The organism is Rothia mucilaginosa (assembly GCF_901875305.1).
In the GTDB taxonomy this organism is placed as follows: Bacteria; Actinomycetota; Actinomycetes; order Actinomycetales; family Micrococcaceae; genus Rothia.
Window position 1 is genome coordinate 476318 of record NZ_CABFLY010000001.1, and the last position, 22254, is coordinate 498571.

The window sequence follows — 22254 nt, forward strand, 5'->3', positions numbered from 1 at the left end:
TCATGACGAAGTACCGTCAGTCCTCCCGACTGAACAACGTCCTCTACGATATTCGCGGACCGATTCTGGACGAGGCGAACCGCATGGAAGCGATGGGCCACCGCATCCTGAAGCTGAACATCGGCAACCCCGCCCCCTTCGGGTTTGAGGCGCCGGACGCGATCATGATGGATATTATTCGTCACCTGCCCGAAACCCAGGGTTACTCCGATTCTCGCGGCCTGTACTCCGCACGTACCGCCATCGTGCAGCACTACCAGAACCGCGGCATCATGAACCTGGATACCGACTCCGTCTACCTGGGTAACGGTGTGTCGGAGCTGATTCCGATGACCCTGCAGGCGCTCTGCGAGCCCGGCGACGAGATTCTGATTCCGATGCCTGACTACCCGCTGTGGACCGCCTCCACCGCGCTGGTGGGCGGCAAGCCCGTGCACTACCTCTGCGACGAGGAAAACAACTGGTACCCCGACATCGAAGACATCAAGTCGAAGATTACCGAGCGCACTAAGGGCATCGTGGTGATTAACCCGAATAACCCGACCGGTGCCGTCTACCCGCGCTCGATTCTGAAGCAGATTGTTGATGTGGCTCGCGAACACGGCTTGGTCGTGTTCTCCGACGAAATCTACGAGAAGATTGTTTACGATGGCGCAGAAGCCATCAACATGGCCTCCCTGACCGGCGATGACGTGCTCTGCCTGACCTTCTCTGGCCTGTCTAAGGCCTACCGCGTGTGCGGTTACCGTGCGGGTTGGGTGGCCATCACCGGCCCGAAGAAGGACGCCTCCAGCTATCTGGAAGGTATCCACCTGCTCGCCTCGATGCGTCTGTGTGCTAACGTGCCGGCACAGCACGCGGTGCAGACCGCGCTGGGCGGCTACCAGTCCATCAACGAGCTGATTGCTCCCGGTGGCCGTCTGTATGAGCAGCGCACCCTGGCCCACAAGATGCTCAACGAGATTGACGGCATCAGCTGCACTCCCGCCGATGGCGCGCTGTACCTGTTCCCGAAGATTGACATTGAGCGCTTCGATATTACTGACGACGAGCAGTTCGTGCTCGATCTGCTCAAGAGCCAGAAGATTCTCTTCAGCCACGGCCGAGCCTTCAACTGGAAGGATCCCGACCACTTCCGCCTGGTGTTCCTGCCCGATACGCAGACCCTCACCAGCGCCCTGGAGCGTCTGGGTAACTTCATGGCCGATTACAAGCAGAAGCACTAGCGAGGGGTATCTCTCGCTGGCCGTGTAGCTAACCCTGTAGCTAACCCTACTGGCGCATAAATGGTCTGCCCCGCAGTTCAAGATGAGCTGCGGGGCAGACCATTTTTATGGGTGCAAATGTAGCTGGGATAGCGCGCTTAGTTGGCTACGGGATTCTGCTCGCCGCGCACCGCGTTCAGGCGCTCCTGCGCGCCCTTCAGCCAGGCTTCGCATCGGGCGGCCAGGGCTTCGCCGCGCTCCCACAGGGCAATCGAGGTTTCCAGGTCGCTGGTGCCAGACTCCAGCTGGCGCACGACCTGCTCCAGCTCGGCACGAGCCTGCTCGTAGCCGAGGGTTTCGACGGGTGCGCCCAGCTCGGCGCTGTTGAAGCTAATGTTCTCGCTCATTGAGGAACCTTTCAGAGATAAAAAACTTGGGGTAAAACTTAGGGGTATCGAGGTTTAGGAGATGTTTGAGGGAGCCGTGGAGGTCACGGTCGCCTGCGCCGAACCTGCCGCCGCACGCACCGTGATCTGCTCGCCCTCACTTAGGGATGAAGCGTCACGCACAATAGCGCCCGCCGAATCCTGCACGATGGAGTAGCCGCGGCTGAGGGTCTGGGCGGGGGAGAGGGAACGCACGCGCGCAATGGTGTGTTCCAACGTTCCGGACTCTCGCTCGAGGCGGTGCTCGGTGGCCCGCAGGGCGCGTTCGCGCAGGCGATTCACCTCCTCCACACGCATGAGCAGGGAGGACTCCGGATGGGTGAACACCGGGCGGCTTCGCAGCTGCGCGATGTAGCTCATCTGCATACCCACATAGCCGAGCACCGCGCGGTCCAAGCGGGCGCGCGCCTCGGTGATGCGGGCGGTTTCCTCCGAAATATCGGGCACAATACGCTTACCCGCATCGGTGGGGGTGGAAGCACGTAAATCGGCGACCGCATCGAGGATGGGGGAGTCCGCCTCGTGACCGATTGCCGAGACCACCGGGGTGACGGCGGCCGCGACGGCTCGGATGAGGGACTCCTCAGAGAAGGGGAGCAGGTCCTCGAAGGAGCCGCCGCCTCGGGCGATAACGATGACGTCCACCTCCGGGTGCGCGTCCAGCTCCGCGAGGGCCGCAATGACCTCAGCCGCCGCACCTTCACCCTGCACGCGGGTGTTGCGCACCTCGAAGGTCACGCCGGGCCAGCGTAGGGAGGCGTTGCGGATAACGTCCTTCTCAGCATCGGAGTCGCGACCGGTAATCAGGCCCACGCGGTTGGGAAGCATAGGCAACGGCTTCTTGCGGGCGTCGGCGAACAGCCCCTCGGCGGCGAGTTGCTCACGCAGACGCTGCAGCTGCTCGTGCAGGTTGCCGGTGCCGACCGCGTACACCTCCTTACCGATGAGGGAGAGCTTGCCGTTCTTCCACAGGCTCGGCTTGGCGCGGGTGACGATGCGCGAGCCCACGGTCACGTCGGCGGCGAGGCCGCTGCCGGCGCGGCCGAAGAGCGCGAGGGTGAAGGAAAAATCCTCCTGAACGTCCTTGAGCTCCATGAAGACGTTGCCTCCGCGGCCGTTGAGCGAGGCGACCTGCGCCTCAACCCATAGCTCGGGAACCTTGTCCACATAGTTTTTGAGGTTCTGCGCGAGCAGCGCAAGGGGCCAGGGGTTGGTGGCGGTGGTTTCCTGCGACTTCGCGGGAAGCTGCCGCTCGTGCACGGGCGGCACCACGAGCGCCGGCCGTGCCGCGGAGGGGTTGTAGAAATTCATATTCCTATTGTTACCGATAAGCCAATTTTCTGCCCGCCGGCCGGTGATGGGCTCCGAGCAAACGAAACGGGGAGCGGGCGAATCCCTCAGCTTCTGGCGCATTCTTATCCCGTCGCCTCGTGCCCATAATGCTGAGACGGTACGCTAGGCTCATGCGTTCACCAGATCACCACAACGCCACTCGCAACCTGGACGAGGAAGAGACCTCGCTCCTGCAACCCACGCGGGTGATGCCTGCATCGGGCTATCCGTCGACCCCTAGCGGGTTGCCAAGCCCCGCCCCGCAGCCCGTGGCGGCCCCTCCAGCGCACGCACCCGCTGCGGCGGGTCTGCGTACGGTCCTCGCCCTCCTGCTGAGCCTACTCGCGGTGCTGTGCGCCCTGGGCGCCACAGGCGGCGCCTGGGTGAAGGCAAATATCGCCTCCGAGATTGGTTTTTCAGAGATTTCAGCGAACCTGGCCCGCGATCAGCAGCTGGCCACCCGTATCGCTGACGGCGCGGTGGAAGACCTCATGAAGAGTGAAGCTATGACGACCTTCCTCGACGGCACCCGCGCGAGCGGCCTATACTCCATTCTGGTGAAGCCCACCGAAAACGGGATTCGCTCCACGCTCAACCGCGCCGCCGGTGAGCTCTCAAAAACTGATGAATACCGAAGTCTCTGGCGCGATATCGCGGAAGAGACTCGACGGTACAACCTGAGTCACGACGGCCCCGCCGTCATTGTGCTTACGCCCTTCTACCGGGCCCTGGACGAGAAGGTCGGCTCATTCGGCTCCTTCGACCCGGACCTGACGCGCATCGGCCCCGAGACCCTGAACATTGACCGGGTCCGGGACGGCGCGGCCCAGGGGAGTGCGACGCAGGACAGTGATTGGGTAGTCCACTCGGCAATTAAACGCGTCGCTGCCATCGGGCAGGCCACCGGAACTCTAATTGTTCTGGCGGCCATCCTGCTCTTCGTAGCCGTCCTGATTGCGCCTCGCCGCCGCGTGCTGGTGCCGGTCGCCTCCGCCCTGCTGTACGCCCTGGCCTGCTGGGGTGCCGCCTCCTGGCTGGGTGCCCAGACCCCCGCCTCCCTGGGAGTCACTAGCCGTAGTGCTGCTGGAACCGCGCTGATCGACGGGGCGTGGAACGTGACCCAGCCCTCGGTTACATCCCATCTGGGGGCTGCGGCGAGCTACGGTCTCGCTGCGACGGTTATCCTGCTACTGGTGGGGATTCTCATGCGTCTGGTCCACCTGGGCCGCACCGCTGCGAGCGATGCCACAGTCATCACACACTAAAAGTCCGAACAACGTAGGATAGTAACCATGTCCACTGAAACTATTGCCCTGGGCCTGCCGCCCGTTCCTCGCGAACGTCGCAGCCGCGCCGACATCGAAGCCGCCGCGCCCGTAAACGGCGAGAAGAAAGTCCTGCTGGCCACTCCTCGTGGTTACTGCGCCGGCGTTGACCGCGCCGTGATTGCCGTTGAGAAGGCCCTGGAGCACTACGGTGCGCCCGTCTACGTGCGTAAGCAGATTGTTCACAACCGCCACGTGGTGGAGACCCTCGAGAAGCAGGGTGCCATCTTCGTGGATGAGGTGGACGAGGTCCCGGAAGGCTCCGTGACAGTGTTCTCGGCTCACGGCGTGTCCCCCGCGGTGGTGGCTGCGGCCGGCAAGCGCTCGCTGAACACGATTGACGCGACCTGCCCGCTGGTGAACAAGGTGCACCGCGAGGCTGTGCGTTTTGCGAAGCAGGACTACGACATTCTGCTGATCGGCCACACCGGCCATGAAGAGGTCGAGGGTACCGCCGGCGAGGCGCCCGAGCACATCCAGATTGTGAACTCGCCCGATGAGGTGGACCAGGTGACCGTCCGCGATCCCGAGAAGGTCGTGTGGATTTCTCAGACCACCCTGTCGGTGGATGAGACCCTGGAAACCGTGGCGCGTCTGCGTGAGCGTTTCCCCTCCCTGCAGGATCCGCCCTCGGACGACATCTGCTACGCAACCTCCAACCGCCAGGGCGCTATCAAGGAGATTGCTCCGCGCGCCGACCTGGTGATTGTGGTGGGTTCGGCGAACTCCTCAAACTCCGTGCGCCTGAAGGAAGTTGCACTCGAATACGGCGCCAAGCGCGCCGAGCGTGTGGACTTCGCACACCAGGTGGACGAGTCCTGGTTCGAGGGTGTGGCAACCGTGGGCCTGACCTCCGGCGCGTCCGTGCCCGAGGTTCTGGTTCAGGAAGTGCTGGCACTGCTGGCCGAGTACGGCTACAGCACCATCGAAGAGGTGGAGACCGCGAAGGAAGACATCCTCTTCTCCCTGCCGAAGGAACTGCGCTCCGCCCTGAAGAATGACGAGAACGTGGGCCGCCAGCTCGGTGGCCGCGGCGCTAAGCCGACTCGCTAAAGGTTCGCTCAAGAGCTTTAAGATCCCCGTATCTTCTCCCGTTTGGGAGCGGATACGGGGATCTTTGTATCTGCTGTGCAGGATGCGCGGGTAGAGGGGACGCATAGCTTCGCGCTCACGCTACGCGGGGGAGTGCCCCCTCTGCGGCGCTGGGGGTGCTTCGAGGACGGAGCCCCCGCTTCGCATGACCGCCTCCGCCGCTACGTGGTCTCGCTACGCGGGGTTTTTCGTGCCTGAGGATGCATGAATAGAGATGCTTGCGCAGCTTTACGGTCTCGCTACGCGGGGGAGTGCCCCCTCTGCGGCGCTGGGGCGCCTTGAGGACGGAGCCCCCGCTTCGCATGACCGACCGCGACGCTCGCATGTCCTCAACTCATGACATTTGTCATGGGCAGGTCATGACACTCTGTACCGCATCGGCGCGAGAACCGGCGGTGTAATAGAACCATGAACACCGCAGCACTTCAGAACAGCAAGCACAACACCGCAGAAACCGTTGTTTCTGCCCGCTCCTTCCGCCAGGTTTTCTCCACCCGTGCGGCAGGCACCGTGGTCGCCGTCGACTCGATTGACCTGACCGTCAAGCGCGGCGAAATCATCGCTCTGCTCGGCCCCAACGGTGCAGGTAAGACCACCCTCATCGACATGATTCTTGGTCTGACCCAGCCCAGCGGCGGCGAGTTGAGCGTCTTCGGTCGTAGCGCCTCCGAGGCGGCACGCGCCGGTCTACTCGGCGCGGTGCAGCAGACCGGTGGCCTGCTCAAGGACCTGACGATTCGCGCCACGGTCGAGATGATTGCGGCGCTGTACCCCAAGCCCATTGACGTGGATGAGGTACTCGCTTGCGCCGACCTGACCGATATCGCTAAGCGTAAGGTTGGCAAGTGCTCGGGTGGTCAGCAGCAGCGTCTGCGTTACGCCCTAGCGACTATGCACTCGCCGGAACTGCTGATCCTGGACGAGCCGACCGCCGGCATGGACGTGAATGCGCGCCGCACCTTCTGGGAGCGTATGGAAACCATCGCCGAGCGTGGAACAACCATTCTTTTTGCGACGCACTACCTGGAAGAAGCACAGAACTTCGCCCAGCGCATCGTGCTCATGGCCTCCGGCTCCATCATCGCTGACGGCTCCTCCGACGAGATTCGCGCCCTGACCGGTCACCGCCACCTTTCCTTCCTCGCACCCGCACCCATCACCGACCTGGATGTGCCGGTCGAGGTGACTGAAGAGTCCGGCGGGTACCGCCACCGCATCTCCGTACTGGAGATTGAGCAGGTACTGCGCACTCTGCTGAACAACTACAGCATCACCGACCTGGAGGTCACCAAGCCCTCCCTGGACGAGTCCTTCACCCTGCTGACCGAACAGGCCGCCGCCTCCAAGGCATCCGAAGCCTAAACACTATAGACCGCCTTAACACCACACGCCGCCGCTACACACCTCAAGGAAAACATCATGCTCCGCTACGCACTCTACGACATCCGCGCTTCTATCCTCTCGACCGACCGTTTCTTCTTCGGCGTGGCACTGCCCATCGTCTTCTTCTTGCTCTTTGGCGCGATGCAGGACTACTCCTCCCAGCAGATGGGTGACGGCAACGTAGCGGCCTACGTCATGATTGGCATGGCGCTGTACGGTGCCGTGCAGAACACCGTGGCGATTAGTGGCAGCACCGTCACCGAGCTCTCCAGCGGCTGGAATCGCCAGCTGGCGCTGACCCCGCTGACCACCGGCAAGTACTTGGGCGCGAAGGCGCTGACCGCCCTGGTGATTTCTGCGGTGCCGGTGATTGCGGTGAACATTGTGGGTATGTTCACCGGTGTTGAGATCCCTGTGAACCAGCAGCTTGCCGCCGGCGCGCTGACGGTGCTGTGCGGTCTGGTGTTCGCCTTCTACGGCATCATGATGGGTCTGCTGATTCGTAACGAGAACGCCGTGTCCATTGCGAACGGTCTGCTGGTGATTATGAGTTTCTTTGGTACCGTGTTCTCCCCACTGAGCACCGACCTGCTGAAGTATGCCCGCTTCACCCCGCTGTACGGTGCCGCAGAGATTGCCCGCTACCCCTTCAGCGCAGGTCAGACCATTATTCTGGGCGGCGAGGACTGGTTCGTGACCGAGCCGCTCTGGTACGCAGTGGTGAGCCTGGTCGTCTGGGCGGCTATCTTCCTGGGTGTTTCTGCCCTGCTGATGCGCCGCGCAACCCGCCGCTAAATGCTTCTTCCTGCCGCAGCCTTGAATCCTGAGGCTGCGGCGGAAGCCGTATCCACTCACACTGCTCCTGCTAACACTGCCGCTACTGACACCGCCGCACCGGTGGTATCTGCACCCGTGGCACCTGGACCCCTGGCACCTGCACGTTAGGCTAGAACCATGACCGAAACCCACCCGCACAACACTGACCAGGCCCGCGCCGTGAACGGACTGACCAGCGCAGAGAACGAGGCGGCACCCTCCGCCGCGAAGCGAACCCTGGGCAAGCACCGCTTCCGCTTCCTCCACCGCGAACGCCGCGGCAGCGTGAACTGGCTGGCACTGGGCTTTAGCGCCCCGTGGCTGGTGTTTCTGCTCATGCCGCTGGACAGCTTCCTCACCACCCCGGAGCTGGCGCCGGTGCGCTGGGCCGGTGTGGCCCTGGTGGCACTGTTCGCGGTGGTGAACTGCTCGGCGTACGCGGTGCCGTGGCTGGTGCCGGTCGCCTCCACGGTGCGCCGAAGCGTCATCTGGACGCTACTGATGGCTCTGCCTGTGGCTGGCCTGACGGCGCTGCGGCTGGAGTCGGCGTATGTGGTGTTCTTGTCGTTCAGCATGTACTTTGTTGCGTTCTGGATTTTTGGCACGATCGCCCCGTACCCCCTGCGCTTGGGTGTAGCGGCGACGATTGCCCTGGTCTGCTGGCTAATTTTTATGGTGGGCACCGGTTTTGACGTCACCGCGCACGGCGGCATTTCCCTCTTTATTGGTGCACCCATGGTGGGCATACTGGGCTTCTCCTACCTGATCGAGCTGGGCGAACGTGCGGATGTAGCTCGTGCCTCCCTGGCGCTCTCCGAGGAACGTGAAGAGATCGCCCGCGACGTGCACGACGTGCTCGGCCACTCCCTGACCGTCATCACCCTCAAAGCTGAGCTGGCGCAGCGCCTGCTGGAGATTGACCCCGCCCGCGCCGGCGCCGAGATGGAAGCAATCGCGCAGCTGTCCCGCGCATCCCTGGCGGAGGTTCGTTCAACCGTGACGCGCCTGCGTGTGCCCGACTTCTCGGGTGAGATTGAGGGTGCGGGTCGTGCCCTGCAGACCGCCGGTATCCGCGCCGAGCTACCGGAGGCTCAGAGCGCGCTCGCGGTGGCTGGTGTGAACGCGAAGCTGTTCTCATGGGTTCTGCGTGAGGCGGTCACGAACATGGTGCGCCACTCGGACGCGAATGCGGCGCGGGTGCGTCTGAGCGCAACCGGCCTGGATATCCTCGATAATGGCGTGGGTGTGGGCGATGCGCGCGGTAACGGCCTGACGGGTATGGCTCAGCGTGTGGCGGCCTCCGGCGGTAGCGTGGTGATTGAGGCGGCGCCCGAGCAGTGGCTGGCAGAGAATCCGAACCCGGCCTGTGGGGTGGGTACGCGCATCCGTGTGAGCATGGACGGTGACACCTCACTGCTGTAAATAGGTGCTGTAGATTGTGGAACTTGGCGCCGCGCCCTGGGCGGGGGAGCTACCCGCCCCTGTATGGTGGTGGTAGACAACCTCATGCGGTTGTTCTGCCCGCCGTTATCATCCCGTCTTCGCCCCTTGGGAGGCTCCTATGATTCGTGTTCTGCTTGCTGACGATCAGCAGCTCATCCGTGAGGCTCTTGCCGCTCTGCTGGGTCTGGAGGTTGACCTGCAGATTGTGGGTCAGGTCGGTAACGGTGATGAGGTGTTGGGTGCTGTCGCCTTGTTGAAGCCGGATGTGGTGTTGCTGGATGTGCAGATGCCCGGTACTTTGCTGGCTGATGGTATTGAAGCGGCTGCGGCGCTGCGTGATGCGGGTGCGGTGAGTGAGTCGGGTGAGCCGGTGCGTACGCTGATTGTGACGACGTTTGGCCGCCCGGGCTATGTGCGCCGTGCTTTGGAGGCTGGTGCGAGTGGTTTCGTGGTGAAGGATACGGGTGCTCGCCAGTTGGCGGAGGCGATTCGTCGTGTGCATGCGGGGTTGCGTGTGGTGGATCCGTCGTTGGCGGCGGATTCTTTGGTGACGGGTGCTTCTCCGTTGACGGAGCGTGAGGCGCAGGTGCTGCGTGAGGCGGCGTCGGGTGGTACGGCTCAGCAGATTGCCTCGGAGCTTTTTCTCTCCTCGGGTACGGTGCGCAACTACCTGTCGGCGGCGATGGCGAAGACGGGTGCGTCGACTCGTCAGGATGCGGTGCGTATCGCCACGGAGAACGGCTGGCTCTAGCCCGCTGCTCTCATCAACCCGGGCGACTCCTGCGCGAACACGGTAGAATGGTAGTGTCTATGCCCGCAGGCGCCCCGCACCCGTTTCTTCTTGAGACCGACGGTGCCGCGCTTGGAAACGGGCACCATTTTCGCCCTGTGCCCGCCCGCACCCGCCGCACCACGTACGCGGCGCATCCTGATCGTATGGCGGCACATGATTCGAAGGAAAACTTGTGGCTCTAACTATCGGCATTGTTGGCCTGCCTAACGTGGGCAAGTCCACCCTGTTCAACGCTCTGACCGGCAACACTGTGCTGGCGGCTAACTACCCGTTCGCGACTATTGATCCGAACGTGGGCGTGGTGAACCTGCCGGATGCGCGTCTGAACCGTCTGGCTGAGATTTTTGGTTCGGAGCGTATTCTGCCTGCGACTGTTTCGTTCGTTGATATTGCGGGTATTGTGAAGGGCGCTTCCGAGGGTGAGGGCCTGGGTAACAAATTCCTCGCGAATATTCGTGAGGCGCACGCTATTGCACAGGTTGTGCGTGCGTTTGATGACCCGGACGTCATTCACGTGGACGGCAAGGTTGACCCCGCCTCCGATATGGAGACCATTAACACTGAGCTGATTCTGGCTGACCTGCAGACTTTGGAGAACGCTATTCCGCGTCTGGAGAAGGCTGTGAAGATTAAGAAGGGTGACGCCGCTCAGCTGGAGACTTATAAGACCGCGCAGAATATCCTGGAGGATGGTGAAACCATCATTTCTCGTGCGAAGGACGCGAAGCTGGAGCTGGCTCATTTGAAGGAGCTGAACCTGCTGACTGCTAAGCCGTTCATTTACGTGTTCAACGCGGATGAGGGCATTCTGGCGTCTGAGGAGAAGCAGCAGGAGCTGCGTGACATGGTGGCGCCGGCTGAGGCTGTGTTCTTGGATGCGAAGCTGGAGGCTGATCTGGTGGAGCTGTCTGAGGAGGAGGCTCGCGAGATGCTGGAGATGAACGGTCAGGATGAGTCTGGCCTTGACCAGCTGGCTCGTGTGGGCTTCTCGACTCTGGGTTTGCAGACTTATCTGACTGCTGGCCCGAAGGAGGCTCGCGCCTGGACTATTTACAAGGGTGATACTGCGCCGCAGGCTGCTGGCGTGATTCACTCTGATTTTGAGCGCGGCTTCATTAAGGCTGAGGTTGTGTCGTTCAAGGACCTGGATGAGGCTGGCTCCATGGCGGAGGCGAAGGCTCGCGGTAGGGTCCGTATGGAGGGCAAGGACTACATCATGCAGGACGGCGACGTGGTGGAGTTCCGCTTCAACGTCTAAAGCTGGCGGGTCGATAGGACTTTGAGAATCCGGTGACGGAGGGATGACGAAATTCATCTCACTGTCACCGGATTTTTTGTACCCTTAGATTGTAATGTAAACCGCTAATTGAATAAGGTGATTTGTCTGAGGTGGTTCTAGGGGAAGCGGGGTATATTATTTTCGAATGAAATAAATGGGTGAAAATGAGTTAACCCGTTGTCGTCAATTTTGACTTATAGTTGAAAGATTTATAGGTAACGCATTGGATTGTTTCATTGTAGAATTTTGAGAGTATTTATTTGGAGGATATGTTGTTGGATAAACCTTTGAATCTCGCGGAGAAAAATGAGTGGTTAGGCGAATGGAGTATACCAGATGCTTTTGAAGGAAAGGTTTTGGGGAGCCTGAAACATGATGGATCTGGCGGTATAACTCTTGAGCTGTATATTGATTCTCGGAATAGTGAATTTGTAGCCAGAAACTATGAAGTTATACATGGAACTTCTGGAGCGCAAGAGATTACTCTTTTGGGTGTAAGGGCTGGCCTTAATCTTAAATCTATTCCTGCAAGGTTTCCTCATCGTGTCTCATATAAAGTTGATTCTGTAATTATTGGAGCTCATGTGGAAAATCGGGACTATGAAGCATTTAGTAAGTTACGTGTTTCGATTGAAGATACTAACTGCTGGAATGGAGCTTCTGAGATTTCATCTAGAATCCCAACGCATAGTGTCGATGATTCGGAAGAGTACGGTGTTTTCGTCGTAAAAAATAATCCTGTCCCTGTAGAAGTTGATGGAAAAATATATCAAATCGTATCGGGGGACGTGAGTACTTCTGTTGACTTTAAAAAAGGTGAAAGCTCTGGAAATTTGCGCGTGCAAGATTTCTGGGAAGTTAGCTCGCCTTCGCTATTTTCTCTCGACAAAGCTTTGGGAGAAGTGAAGATACTTCAGGACTTATTGTCTTTTGCAACTTGTCGTGCTGCGGGAGTTATCTGGATTCAGCTTGAGGTTGCTGGGACAGAAAGCGAACTTCCTAACGGTACGCCTTTACCCCCTCGTCGGGTTGACGTGATTTCCTCACTAATGGGAATTGGGAAATATGATTTAGAATGTATTGACCCTCGCCGTTTTCTGTTTACGTGCGAATCAATCCCTTTTGAACTTATAGTACCTAGATGGATTGGTCTTTATAGGGATATGCGAGTTTCAATTAATATGATTATGGCTCAGATTTTTGCACCTATGCCATTTGTTGAAAATAGTCTTCTGATGGTTACTGGAACCGCTGAAGTGTTGCATAAAAACCTCAATATTTCTGATACGATGTATCTGAAAGGGCGTCTTGTTGAGCTTGCATCGACGTTTATTAAGGATGCTTCACCGCTGTTGATTCCTGATATTCCGTATTGGGCGAGTAGAACTGTGAAAGCTCGGAATAAACTTACTCATGAGGGAACAACTGATGAACATTCGGTTGATGAGCTACTTGCGATAATCAAAGTAACAAGAGCAGTTATAACTCTTGCTGTCCTGGAGAAGCTTGAAATCTCTGGCGAGCATCAGAAATGTGTAGTAGATAGGCATCCTCAATTTATCGAAACAGCTAGGGATGCTAGAGATTGGCTTACCCCTCCACCGGAAGAAATAACTGAGGAAAAACAAAACAATACTGATGCATGATGACGTGGTGGAGTTCCGCTTCAACGTCTAAGCGGTAAAAACATAAAAGCGGAGCCCCGCACTACAGTTTGTAGTGCGGGGCTCCGCCCTATTAATCCTCGCGCGCCACAACAGGCAGCCGCCCGAGTTTAAGCCTTATCGACCGGGATTAGTCGTCAGCACCAACCATCACGTTAGACGCCTTAATCACTGCGTACGCGGTCTCGCCAACCTTCAGACCCAGTTCCTTAATGGACTCGTTGGTGATCGAAGCGGAGATAACAACCTCCGGAGCGATCTCAATCTTAACGATGCCGTTAGTCGCACCCTCAGTAATTTCAACAACCTTGCCAGCGAACTGGTTACGTGCAGAAAGCTTCATGAAGTCGTGCCTTTCACTACTCAAAACGTACAAATACTCTAAGCACTCTACACACCGCCGCCACTCAGAAGCACCTTCCAACCGAAATATTACGCATAAACCATGCAAATTTTATTTTCGGCTTCACCCACACCCTAAACCCACCCCAAAAGACCGGCAAAAACCAGCCCCACACATGCGGATCACACCCGCCAAATGGTATAGTCAGCACGAACGCGAGAACCCTCGCACCCTCCACCCTCGCACCCCCTGCCTGGCTGACGCGCGCCCACACGCCGCAGCCACCCACCGTAGGGGAGCGGCGCATCCGCACAGACAGAATCAGCACAGATCGAAGAAGGAACCATGAGCGAAAACCTCAACGAAATTGAAGCACCCGCCTGCCCCGAATGCAACGAAAACTACACCTACGAAATGGGTGAACTCTGGGCATGCCCCATGTGCGGCCACGAATGGGAACGCACCGCAGCAGACGAAACCGAAGAAGAAGCAGGCACCAAGGTTCTCGACTCCGTCGGTAACGAGCTCGTCGACGGCGACTCCGTCACCATCGTCAAGGGCCTGAAAGTCAAGGGCGGCGCAGACATCAAGGCAGGCACCAAGGTGCGCGGCATCCGCCTGCTCGAATCCCCCGTCAACGGCCACGATATTGAGGCGAAGGTCCCCGGCGCAGGCCAGATGTACCTGAAGTCCTCCGTCGTCAAGAAGGCATAAGCGAAGGCGATAGAAGCTAAAAACATAAAACGCCTCCTGTGAGGTGCAGAAAAGGCGGCACCTCCCGCACTAGCTCACGCTAGGGGAGGTGCCGCCTTTGTATATGAGGGACTCCGCGAGCCCTCAATATGTCGAATCGTTACTTCCTGCCGGTCATGCCCAGGTACAGGGAAATGGTCAGCATCGCCGCGAAGACCGAAAGAATCCAGCGCATCCAGTCGATGCCTGCGGTCGCGGCAACGCCCAGCTGAACTGCCGCCCAGTTACCGACAGCCGCACCGATAGCGCCGCAGACAATGGTCCAAAGAATCGAAATGTTCTGGCGGCCTCGCATGAAGAATCGTGCAATCACGCCGATAATCGCGCCGGTAATAATGGTGCCGATAAGAGCGTCCATTGTTGTCTCCAAAGGTTGTACACCTGCCGCGGTGACAGGTGATGTGTTAGTTCCAGTGTAGGCAATGGTCGTTACGGAAAGCTTAATAGTAGGTATGTTAAAGTAAACGGCACCTCAATGTTTTACGTGTAAAACACTGAGGTGCCGTTCCCAACGAAGGAAGCGACTACTTCGACTTACGCCAAATCTTCAGAGCGCTACAAATCATCGGCAGTTGCAGGGGCAGACGGCCGTACGCAATAGCCTTACGCTGAGTGGACTGCTTACGCGCATCCACAGCCATCTGAATGTTTGCGGGGAACACTGCAACAAACAGCAGAGCAGCCACCAAGCCACCGAGGCGGCGGGTCTTCTCGTTGGCCAGCAGAGCGGCGGTACCCAGCTCAGCTACACCAGAACCGTGGGTGTATGCGTGAGGCGGGCCGGGCAGGTACTTCGGAATGATCGAGTCGAAGGGCTGAGGGGCTGCAAAGTGTAGCGCACCCATGAATGCGAGGGCGCGAGCCATACGAGTTGCCGAGCGCTCAACATTATATTCTTTCTTCTTAAAAATACTCATGCCCCCATTATGCGCCCGTCACGGGCATATTCTTGCCTGCAAAGCTACTTTAGCGATGCGCGTTTGGCAGTCTAAAATGCGGACAATATCAACAAAACAGGCATGTAATGTTCAAAAGACAGTACAATCGGAACTAACAACACCGCGCGCGGACAATACTCTGCTCGCCTTTCCCCTCGGGAAAACAGGCGAAATGAGTAGAGCACCGGGTGTTTTCAGAACAATCAGAGGAGTACACCATGAAGAAGATTCTGTTCATCGCTATCCTGGCAGGCGCTGCATACTTCGGCTACAAGAAGTTCGCTGCCTAAACAGTTAGCCCTCGGGCACTCTACATATCCTTAAGCAACGAAAACCCGCCGTCTCACATATGTCACCATATGCGAGACGGCGGGTTTTTCGTATACCCAGCTTGTGCGCCTCAAGCGCGTAAACCTATGGACGCGCGCAACCTATGAGGTGAACAGGCTACTCGCTCGGCGGAACCTCACCAGTCATCACAACCTTGTTTTGCGAAGAGCTCCAGCTGAACTCTGCCGTCGTGCGGCCGCTCGCGTTGGCCGGGTTCTCGTCATCCTTCATGTAGCGGTAGGTCACGCTAATCGAGCTGTCAGAAACACGGGTAATGGAAGGCGAGAACGAGTACGGCTCATAGGTTGCCGTACCAATAAACTTGCCGTAGTGGAAGAGCAGAATATGGTGGGCCATCGAAGAGATGCAACAATCAGACGGGGATGAGCCCGGAATCGCATCAATCCACGACAGCTCGGCGCAGGGATCGAAGCCTTCATACGTGCGGGAAACGTTCGTCCACTGGTCCCACTTGCTCTTGTTCTTCATCTCGCTCAGAGCCTTCGAGACCGTGGAAGAAGCCGACACGGTGGAGCAGCTGGAGCTCTTCTTATCGCCCGCGGAATCAGACTTCGCGGGAACGGTCGTAACGCTCGGCTCGGGGTTCACCGTAATCGTCACCACCGACGGAGCCGGAGCGGGCGAAGAAGCAGAAGCAGAAGCGCTCGGCGAGGGTGAAGCCGAAGCCGTGGGGAAAAGAGCCGAGGAGGAGCTCGGCGAAGCCGAAGCGGATGCGCTGCCAGAAGAAGACACCACAGTGCCCGAAACAGCAGAGTCAGTACTTGCCGAGCAGGACGTCACCACAAGAGCTAGAGCGGCACCCAACGCGGGTAGAGTCAAAGCGGTACGGCCGGTGAAGCGGCGGCGAGTAGAAGACATGGGTACTCCTGAAGATACGCGGCAACGCGCATCGGTGCTGGTCATGAAGCGAATAGTGAACTTGTCCAGTATAGGGAAAAAGAGGCAAACACGTGGTGCGCGCGGTCAGTGCCGTCCGTTACCGTGGAGCTACCGACCGGGCTCCCCGCTAGACAGCTGCTACAGCAGAGCCAGAGGAAGCGAAGCATCGTAGCGGGAAATCAGCTATGCGGAAACTCCACCCGCTAGATCCTGTATCCCCTTGCACACCCGCCGCATCCAAGGGACAATGAAGGCATGGCTGAAGTAACTCTACAGAATGAACTCGTAATCCACACCAACGGTGACCTGCCCGCAGTCGGCGCAAAGCTACCCGAATTCTCGGTTCTCGCGGCTGATCTCTCCGAGATTTCCTCCGCAGATTTCGCAGGTAAGAACCTGGTGCTGAACATCTTCCCCTCCGTCGACACCGGTGTTTGCGCAACCAGCGTCCGCACCTTCAACAAGCAGGCTGCAGGCCTGGAGAACACCGTCGTGCTGTGCGTCTCCAACGACCTGCCCTTCGCAATCGGCCGTTTCTGCGCAGCCGAGGGTATTGAAAACGTTCAGACCTCCTCCGCTTTCCGCTCCTCCTTCGGTGAGGACTTCGGCGTGAAGCTCGTGGACGGCCCCCTGGCTGGTCTGCTGGCACGCTCCGTGGTTGTTGTGAACCCCGCCGGTGAGGTTGTCTACACCGAGCTGGTTCCCGAAACTACCAACGAGCCTAACTACGAGGCAGCACTCGCCGCCATCAAGTAGCCTCCATTTCGTTCGCCTCGCGAATGAGCAATTGAATCCCAACGCCCCGGCGCGCATACCCCTGGTTTGCGCCCGGGGTGCTTTAAAATGGTGATGACCGCCGCGCGGTTATTTCTCTCGCGCGGTGCACGACACAACAGATACGAACGCTACACCGTACGAATACGGTCTCACCTCACACATGCGGCTGGCGACAGCGTAACGCCCCACCTACCCGAAGTTACCGGGTGGGTGGGGCGTTTTCTATGGCCGAGCTTAGGATGAAGGAGACTCTGACGCCTCTTCATCAGCTACGAGCATATGATCCGGGAGGGTGCCCCGGCGCTTCGCCACCACAAAACGAGAGACAAGTAGTAGCAGGTACACCACCATAGAAATCAGTAGCATCGACTGAGGCGCCAACACCAAACCAACGGCCGCAGACACACCTGCAATAGCCGCGGTGGTATGGTCTTTTGAGCTCTGATAAGCATCGATGGCGAGCACCGCAAAGAGCGCCGTCATCACAAAATCGACGCCCTTGAGCTCGCTCAAGAAGCTTGCACCCAGCACATAGCCGAGCGTTGCACTCGTCAACACGCTTAGATGCAGGCCCACATGAATCCATAAAATACGGGAGGCGCGCAACTGGTGACGATCCGGGCCTGTATTGAGCGCATACGCCTCATCGATGAGCGTGTACACGGTGTAGAACTTCGCCAAACCGCCACGCACCCGCTCAATCGGATACGAGAGACCATACATGAGGTGGCGTGAATTAATGAGCAGAGTCATCACGGCGATAGAGAACAGTGAAGCATGATTCGACACCATATCGATCAGCACGAACTCTACTGAGCCAGCAAAAACAACGGCAGGTAGCAGAGGCGCTACCCAGAACGGCAGATGGTAACTGTGGACAAGCACTCCCAAACCAATACCGACAAAGAACAAACCCAGCATAATGACGCCGGCTACGCGCATCGCCTCAGCGAAGCCACTCCCACGCTGCTGTTGCGAGTCCGAAGAGTCCCTGGGCGCCTCAACCACGGGAATCATGCCGGTCAGCGGAAGCGCAGAAGCAATCACCTGATCCACCTGTTGTTGAGTTGCCTGCTGAGGTGTTGCCTGGCTCGCCTGCTGCGGTGCGGGCTGAGAAGAAACGTCGGGGGAAGAAGCAGAATTCTTAGAGATGCTCATCGTGTGCCCCTAAAAAACCCAGTTAGCGAGCACAACGCAGGTGACGGTGCCGGCCACCATGCTCAGCACCATGTTCTTACGCCACAGGTGCACGCCCACGGTCACCACCAGGCCCGCCAGGTACGGTGCCGCCGTAGCGAACGACGAATAATTGATCTTTGCCACCGCATAGATGGCCAGTAGCGCCACCGCGCCGAGCGGAATCCAGTGGCTGAGCGCATCCAACAGTTCGGAGCCAGCCAGAGCCTTCTTCAGACCGAAGGGGAGCAGACGCAACAGAAAAGTAATGCCAGCAGCAACGAACACCGCAGCAAGAATATATTCGGTGGTTACTTCACTGTTCATGAAGATTTTCTCTTTCTGCACTACCCCCAAGGAGTCGCGAGTGGCAGGACGCGAACGGCGGGAATTGCACGGTTGCCGTTCTGCCAGAGCCGTTCTGCCGGTGCCGCGAAAACATCCGCGAAAGAAAAGGGTAGGGAGAGCCCACTCATAGAGAAGGCGTTAAGTAGTGCGGTAGGTACGTGAGTTGATGAAAGCCGCGAATAGTGAGGCGGAGGGGCGTTCCTCCTGTGCGAGAGCAGGCATTTTAGTTGTGCGCGTCGCTAGTTCTCGCATGACCTCGGGTGATGCCGCTCCCGGTGCGGTGTTACTCCGGGGCGGCACAGCGTTCTGCGTCGCTAGTTTCCTTAGCGGTGTCTTTCATCTGAGTCATGGGTACCTCAACCTCTGGGGGCCTCCGTGCAGGTTCGCACGTGGAGGCGTCTTTCGAATCCTAGAAATAGAAAGAGGGGAGAGCTGTGCTCTTCATCTATCCTAACGGGTTTTAAGCACATATGTAACGTTCTTACTGCTGTGTGGAAGTGGGCGCATCAGCGGTAGTGGTGGTGTCGCTGCTCTCGGCTGCTTCTCCATACACAGTACGATGCGGCAGGGTGCCGCGGCGCTTCGCTACCGGGAAGCGCGCCAACAGCAACACCACATACGAACCCAATGCCACCACCAGGAATGAGGACGGCACAAAAATTAGGGCTACCGTGGCAGAAATTGCCACAAATAGTGCTGCCACACGATCCGGGTTGGTACGGTAGCCGTCCATGGCAAGCACCGTGAAGAGCGCTGCCATCACAAAATCAACGCCCTTCAAATCGCTCAAGAAGCTTGCACCGAGCACATACCCGAGGATTACGCTCAGAATCCATGAGACGTAAATCAGCGCGTTCACCCCCAGGATGCGTGCACCGGAACGCTCATTGCGGTCAGGGCCGGAGTTGAGAGCAAACGCCTCATCACAGAGAGTGTGAATGGCGAAAAGCTTCGCCCAGAAACCCTTAATCCTGTGCAGAGGATAGGAGATGCCGTACACCAGGTGGCGGGCATTCACGAGGAACACCGTCAACGCGATTGAGGCAATAGAAGCACCACCAGAAATCATGCCCACCATCAAAAACTCCACCGACCCTGCATAGACCAGTGAAGAAATCAGCGGTGCCGTCCAAAAAGGCATATGGTGCGCGCTCAAAACAACACCCAAACCCAAACCCAGCACCGCGATACCGAGCATCACCACGGAAGAATCCGCCATAGCCAGACGGATATCATTCTGCGTGTTCGTACGCTCAGCGCCGGGGGTCTGTGCCATAAAAGAGTTCCTTGTGTGCGTTGTGCTCTTCAAAAAATCTGCTGTGTGCGCGAGAGGCCTCGAAGCTCCGCCGCGGTTTTCCAGTGTATAGGAGCGCTTGGCTGACCGTCGAGAAAAAGAGTCTGGGAATAAAATATGAGAAATACGCTTATAGTCAGTGACACTAAACAGCGCGGCGCTGAATAACCTAGCGACCGTGCAGACAACCCGAAAGGATCCTCAATGGCTGAGCAGAACAACGCCTCCCAGAACACCGAAGAGAAGAAGAAGGTGTACGAGCGCCAGCAGGAACGCCGCGAACTCGACAACTACCGTCAGACCAAGATCGAGCGCATCGACCGCCTGCGCTACCGTGCCTACGGCGCCAACGGCGCAACCCTCGAATTCGGTGTGGGTGAGGGGCTGCTAACCCCCGTCGAGCTGCTACTCGCCGCGATTGCCGGCTGCTCCTCCGTGGATGTGGACGCGGGCACCTCCCGTCGCTCCACCCCCGAGGTGTTCGAGGTGCTCGCCTCGGCACTGAAGCAGACCGAGGACGGTGCGGTGCGCCTCGACGACGTTGAGGTGGACTTTGACGTGCGCTTCCCTGAGGATGAGCAGGGTGCCAAGGCGCAGAAGATGGTGGACCGTCTGATTCAGCTCAGCGAGCAGAAGGACTGCACCGTCTCCCGCACCGTGGAGCACCCCACGAACGTTTCCTTCCATAACCTGGCAGACTAAATAAGCTGGGTGAGCTAAAAGCCTGATGTGCAACCCTCCGGCGCTGTTTGTGATGAAGCAGCGCGGGAGGGTTTTTCTGTGTTCTTGTGGTTTTGGGGTGGAAAAGGGCGGGGAAAGCGGGTAGCATTGAGCCTCAGATTAGGAAAACTTACGATACGTAAGAAATCCTTAAGATTGAAGATTTCTTAACTCCGGGCACAACCTTCAGCAGCCGCACCAGCGGCAAAGCTAGGCTGACTAGTCGGCAGATAAGCCACCTAGCGAACGCACGAAGCAATAGCCTCAGAAAGAAGACTTGATATGGCACAGCCTACAGAGACTTCCGGCGCTGCATCGGAAGCCATCCCCGCGGAGGGTGAGCTCAAACGAGGCCTCTCCGCCCGACACATGCAGATGATCGCAATCGGTGGCGCAATCGGCACCGGCCTCTTCGTTGCCTCCGGTAAGACTATCTCCACCGCCGGCCCCGGCGGCGCAATCCTCGCCTACGCTCTCATCGGCGTCATGGTGCTCTTCCTCATGCAGTCCCTCGGTGAAATGGCCGCACACCTGCCCGTGCCCGGCGCCTTCCAGACCTACGCGGCACGCTACGTGTCCCCGTCCTTTGGATTCGCCATGGGCTGGAACTACTGGTTCAACTGGGCAATTACCGTGGCCGCCGAGCTCGTCGCCGTCGGTGAAGTGATGAGGTACTGGTTGCCGGATGTGCCCTCCTGGGTTTGGGCGGCAGGATTCCTCGTGCTGCTGACCGGCATCAACGCCCTCTCGGCACGCTCCTATGGTGAGAGCGAGTTCTGGCTGGCTACCATCAAGGTCGTGACCGTGGTCGTCTTCCTGATTGCCGGTATCGCCATGATTTTTGGTGTCCTGGGTGGTAACTCCCCGGGCGTCTCCAACTGGACCGTGGGTGAGGCACCCTTCGTGGGAGGCGCCCCCGCCGTGCTGGCCATCTTCATGGTTGCTGGCTTCTCCTTCCAAGGCACCGAAATGATTGGTGTGGCAGCGGGTGAATCCAAGAACCCCCGCCGCGATGTGCCCCGCGCGCTTACCAGCGTGTTCTGGCGCATTATGCTCTTCTACATCGGTGCGATGGTCGTCATCGGCTTCCTGATTCCCTACACTGACCCGAACCTGCTCACCGCAGCGGATGGCAACGTGAACATCTCCCCGTTCACCCTCATCTTTGAGCGCGCAGGCATCGCCTTCGCGGCGGCCGTCATGAACGCCGTGATTCTTTCTGCCGTGCTTTCGGCGGGTAACTCCGGCCTGTACGTCTCGGCTCGTATGCTCTTCTCCCTGGCGCAGGAGGGTAAGGCACCGAAGATGTTCACCCGCATCAATTCCGGTGGCGTGCCCATGAACGCGCTGCTGGCTACTGCCGCTGTGGGCGCCATCGGCTTCATCGCCGCGCTACTCTCGCCCGATGGTGCGTACCTGTGGCTCGTGAACGTGTCGGGTCTGGCAGGCTTCATCACCTGGGTGGGTATTGCTGTGGCGCACTATCGTTTCCGCCGCGCTTACCTGAAGCAGGGGCACAGCCTCAAGGACTTGCCGTACGTGGCGCCGTTCTTCCCGGTTGGCCCGGTTATCGCGTTCCTTATGTGCCTGGTCGTTATTGGTGGCCAGAACTACGAGGCCATCATCAGCGGTGACTGGTTTGGCGTTCTGAGCTCCTACATTGGTCTGCCCGTCGTGGTGGCCGTGTGGCTGGGCCACCGCATCGTGACCCGTGACCGCCTGGTTCCGCTAGAGGAAATGGACGTGAGCGGAATTGAGGTTAAGCCCTCTAAGTAATACGCGCTTGAGCTGGTTGATAGACTCTGCCAGCTGAAATAGCTGATACGTAAAAAGCCGCCGGTTCCCCCTAAACGGGGGAGTCGGCGGCTCATCTTATGCAGAAATTTCCTCATCTAGG

Annotated in this window: 22 protein-coding genes; 13 read left to right on the forward strand and 9 right to left on the reverse strand. The window is 58.6% G+C overall.

All coding sequences use genetic code 11. From position 1 onward, the window contains the following. Nucleotides 1–2: 2 nt before the first annotated feature. Nucleotides 3–1226, forward strand: coding sequence for a pyridoxal phosphate-dependent aminotransferase (locus JX292_RS02060; RefSeq protein ID WP_204860778.1), 1224 nt, complete (start codon nucleotides 3–5; stop codon nucleotides 1224–1226). Nucleotides 1227–1363: 137 nt separating this feature from the next. On the opposite strand, the gene JX292_RS02065 is transcribed toward JX292_RS02060, so the two are convergent. Both JX292_RS02065 and xseA read right to left on the reverse strand, forming a co-directional pair. Next, nucleotides 1364–1612: an exodeoxyribonuclease VII small subunit gene (locus tag JX292_RS02065; RefSeq protein WP_204860780.1), complete on the reverse strand. Its 249-nt coding sequence runs from the start codon at nucleotides 1610–1612 to the stop codon at nucleotides 1364–1366. A gap of 54 nt (nucleotides 1613–1666) precedes the next feature. After that, entirely contained in the window at nucleotides 1667–2962 is a 1296-nt protein-coding gene (gene xseA / locus JX292_RS02070; RefSeq protein ID WP_204860783.1) for an exodeoxyribonuclease VII large subunit, read from the reverse strand. 152 nt (nucleotides 2963–3114) lie between these two features. Between xseA and JX292_RS02075 the strand changes: the two genes are divergently transcribed. The 8 genes from JX292_RS02075 (at nucleotide 3115) to JX292_RS02110 (ending at nucleotide 12760) form a co-directional block, all read left to right on the forward strand. Further along, complete coding sequence (locus JX292_RS02075; RefSeq protein ID WP_204860785.1) at nucleotides 3115–4248, forward strand: dehydrogenase; 1134 nt, start codon at nucleotides 3115–3117, stop codon at nucleotides 4246–4248. A gap of 27 nt (nucleotides 4249–4275) precedes the next feature. Then, entirely contained in the window at nucleotides 4276–5361 is a 1086-nt protein-coding gene (locus JX292_RS02080; RefSeq protein WP_204860787.1) for a 4-hydroxy-3-methylbut-2-enyl diphosphate reductase, read from the forward strand. A 447-nt stretch (nucleotides 5362–5808) separates the two neighbouring features. Beyond that, nucleotides 5809–6762, forward strand: coding sequence for an ABC transporter ATP-binding protein (locus JX292_RS02085; protein ID WP_204860794.1), 954 nt, complete (start codon nucleotides 5809–5811; stop codon nucleotides 6760–6762). 57 nt (nucleotides 6763–6819) lie between these two features. Further along, nucleotides 6820–7578, forward strand: coding sequence for an ABC transporter permease (locus JX292_RS02090; protein ID WP_204860795.1), 759 nt, complete (start codon nucleotides 6820–6822; stop codon nucleotides 7576–7578). A gap of 159 nt (nucleotides 7579–7737) precedes the next feature. After that, nucleotides 7738–9021: a sensor histidine kinase gene (locus JX292_RS02095; protein WP_204860796.1), complete on the forward strand. Its 1284-nt coding sequence runs from the start codon at nucleotides 7738–7740 to the stop codon at nucleotides 9019–9021. A gap of 139 nt (nucleotides 9022–9160) precedes the next feature. Further along, nucleotides 9161–9793 (forward strand): response regulator transcription factor, encoded by a 633-nt coding sequence (locus JX292_RS02100; RefSeq protein ID WP_204860798.1) that lies wholly within the window; start codon nucleotides 9161–9163, stop codon nucleotides 9791–9793. Between the two features lie 214 nt (nucleotides 9794–10007). Beyond that, entirely contained in the window at nucleotides 10008–11093 is a 1086-nt protein-coding gene (gene ychF, locus JX292_RS02105) for a redox-regulated ATPase YchF (protein WP_204860800.1), read from the forward strand. A gap of 296 nt (nucleotides 11094–11389) precedes the next feature. Further along, on the forward strand, nucleotides 11390–12760 hold the full coding sequence (locus JX292_RS02110; RefSeq protein ID WP_204860802.1) for a HEPN domain-containing protein: 1371 nt from the start codon (nucleotides 11390–11392) through the stop codon (nucleotides 12758–12760). A gap of 148 nt (nucleotides 12761–12908) precedes the next feature. On the opposite strand, the gene JX292_RS02115 is transcribed toward JX292_RS02110, so the two are convergent. Beyond that, nucleotides 12909–13121, reverse strand: a complete 213-nt coding sequence (locus JX292_RS02115; protein WP_204860804.1) for a TOBE domain-containing protein — start codon at nucleotides 13119–13121, stop codon at nucleotides 12909–12911. A 345-nt stretch (nucleotides 13122–13466) separates the two neighbouring features. Between JX292_RS02115 and JX292_RS02120 the strand changes: the two genes are divergently transcribed. After that, a complete protein-coding gene (locus tag JX292_RS02120) occupies nucleotides 13467–13835 on the forward strand; it encodes a zinc ribbon domain-containing protein YjdM (protein ID WP_204860806.1) in 369 nt (122 codons plus the stop codon). 139 nt (nucleotides 13836–13974) lie between these two features. Here JX292_RS02120 and JX292_RS02125 read toward each other — a convergent pair whose 3' ends face one another. The 3 genes from JX292_RS02125 to JX292_RS02135 form a co-directional block, all read right to left on the reverse strand. Beyond that, nucleotides 13975–14232, reverse strand: coding sequence for a GlsB/YeaQ/YmgE family stress response membrane protein (locus tag JX292_RS02125; RefSeq protein WP_204860808.1), 258 nt, complete (start codon nucleotides 14230–14232; stop codon nucleotides 13975–13977). A gap of 166 nt (nucleotides 14233–14398) precedes the next feature. Further along, nucleotides 14399–14791 (reverse strand): DoxX family protein, encoded by a 393-nt coding sequence (locus tag JX292_RS02130; RefSeq protein WP_204860810.1) that lies wholly within the window; start codon nucleotides 14789–14791, stop codon nucleotides 14399–14401. 468 nt (nucleotides 14792–15259) lie between these two features. Then, nucleotides 15260–16021, reverse strand: a complete 762-nt coding sequence (locus JX292_RS02135) for an LppP/LprE family lipoprotein (protein WP_204860812.1) — start codon at nucleotides 16019–16021, stop codon at nucleotides 15260–15262. A 276-nt stretch (nucleotides 16022–16297) separates the two neighbouring features. Between JX292_RS02135 and tpx the strand changes: the two genes are divergently transcribed. Beyond that, nucleotides 16298–16798 carry a thiol peroxidase gene (tpx, locus tag JX292_RS02140; RefSeq protein ID WP_204860814.1) on the forward strand — a complete coding sequence of 167 codons (501 nt, stop codon included), beginning with the start codon at nucleotides 16298–16300 and terminating at the stop codon, nucleotides 16796–16798. A 255-nt stretch (nucleotides 16799–17053) separates the two neighbouring features. Here tpx and JX292_RS02145 read toward each other — a convergent pair whose 3' ends face one another. The 3 genes from JX292_RS02145 to JX292_RS02155 all read right to left on the reverse strand — a co-directional run bounded on the left by JX292_RS02145 (nucleotide 17054) and on the right by JX292_RS02155 (nucleotide 19619). Continuing rightward, the gene (locus tag JX292_RS02145; protein WP_204860817.1) at nucleotides 17054–17977 is read right to left on the reverse strand and encodes an AzlC family ABC transporter permease; all 924 of its coding nucleotides are present in this window, start codon (nucleotides 17975–17977) and stop codon (nucleotides 17054–17056) included. 9 nt (nucleotides 17978–17986) lie between these two features. Next, on the reverse strand, nucleotides 17987–18322 hold the full coding sequence (locus JX292_RS02150; protein WP_204860827.1) for a branched-chain amino acid transporter permease: 336 nt from the start codon (nucleotides 18320–18322) through the stop codon (nucleotides 17987–17989). 502 nt (nucleotides 18323–18824) lie between these two features. Then, a complete protein-coding gene (locus JX292_RS02155) occupies nucleotides 18825–19619 on the reverse strand; it encodes an AzlC family ABC transporter permease (RefSeq protein ID WP_204860829.1) in 795 nt (264 codons plus the stop codon). Between the two features lie 222 nt (nucleotides 19620–19841). Between JX292_RS02155 and JX292_RS02160 the strand changes: the two genes are divergently transcribed. Beyond that, complete coding sequence (locus JX292_RS02160) at nucleotides 19842–20339, forward strand: OsmC family protein (protein ID WP_204860831.1); 498 nt, start codon at nucleotides 19842–19844, stop codon at nucleotides 20337–20339. 300 nt (nucleotides 20340–20639) lie between these two features. After that, nucleotides 20640–22133 (forward strand): amino acid permease, encoded by a 1494-nt coding sequence (locus tag JX292_RS02165; RefSeq protein WP_204860833.1) that lies wholly within the window; start codon nucleotides 20640–20642, stop codon nucleotides 22131–22133. Nucleotides 22134–22254 lie beyond the last annotated feature (121 nt).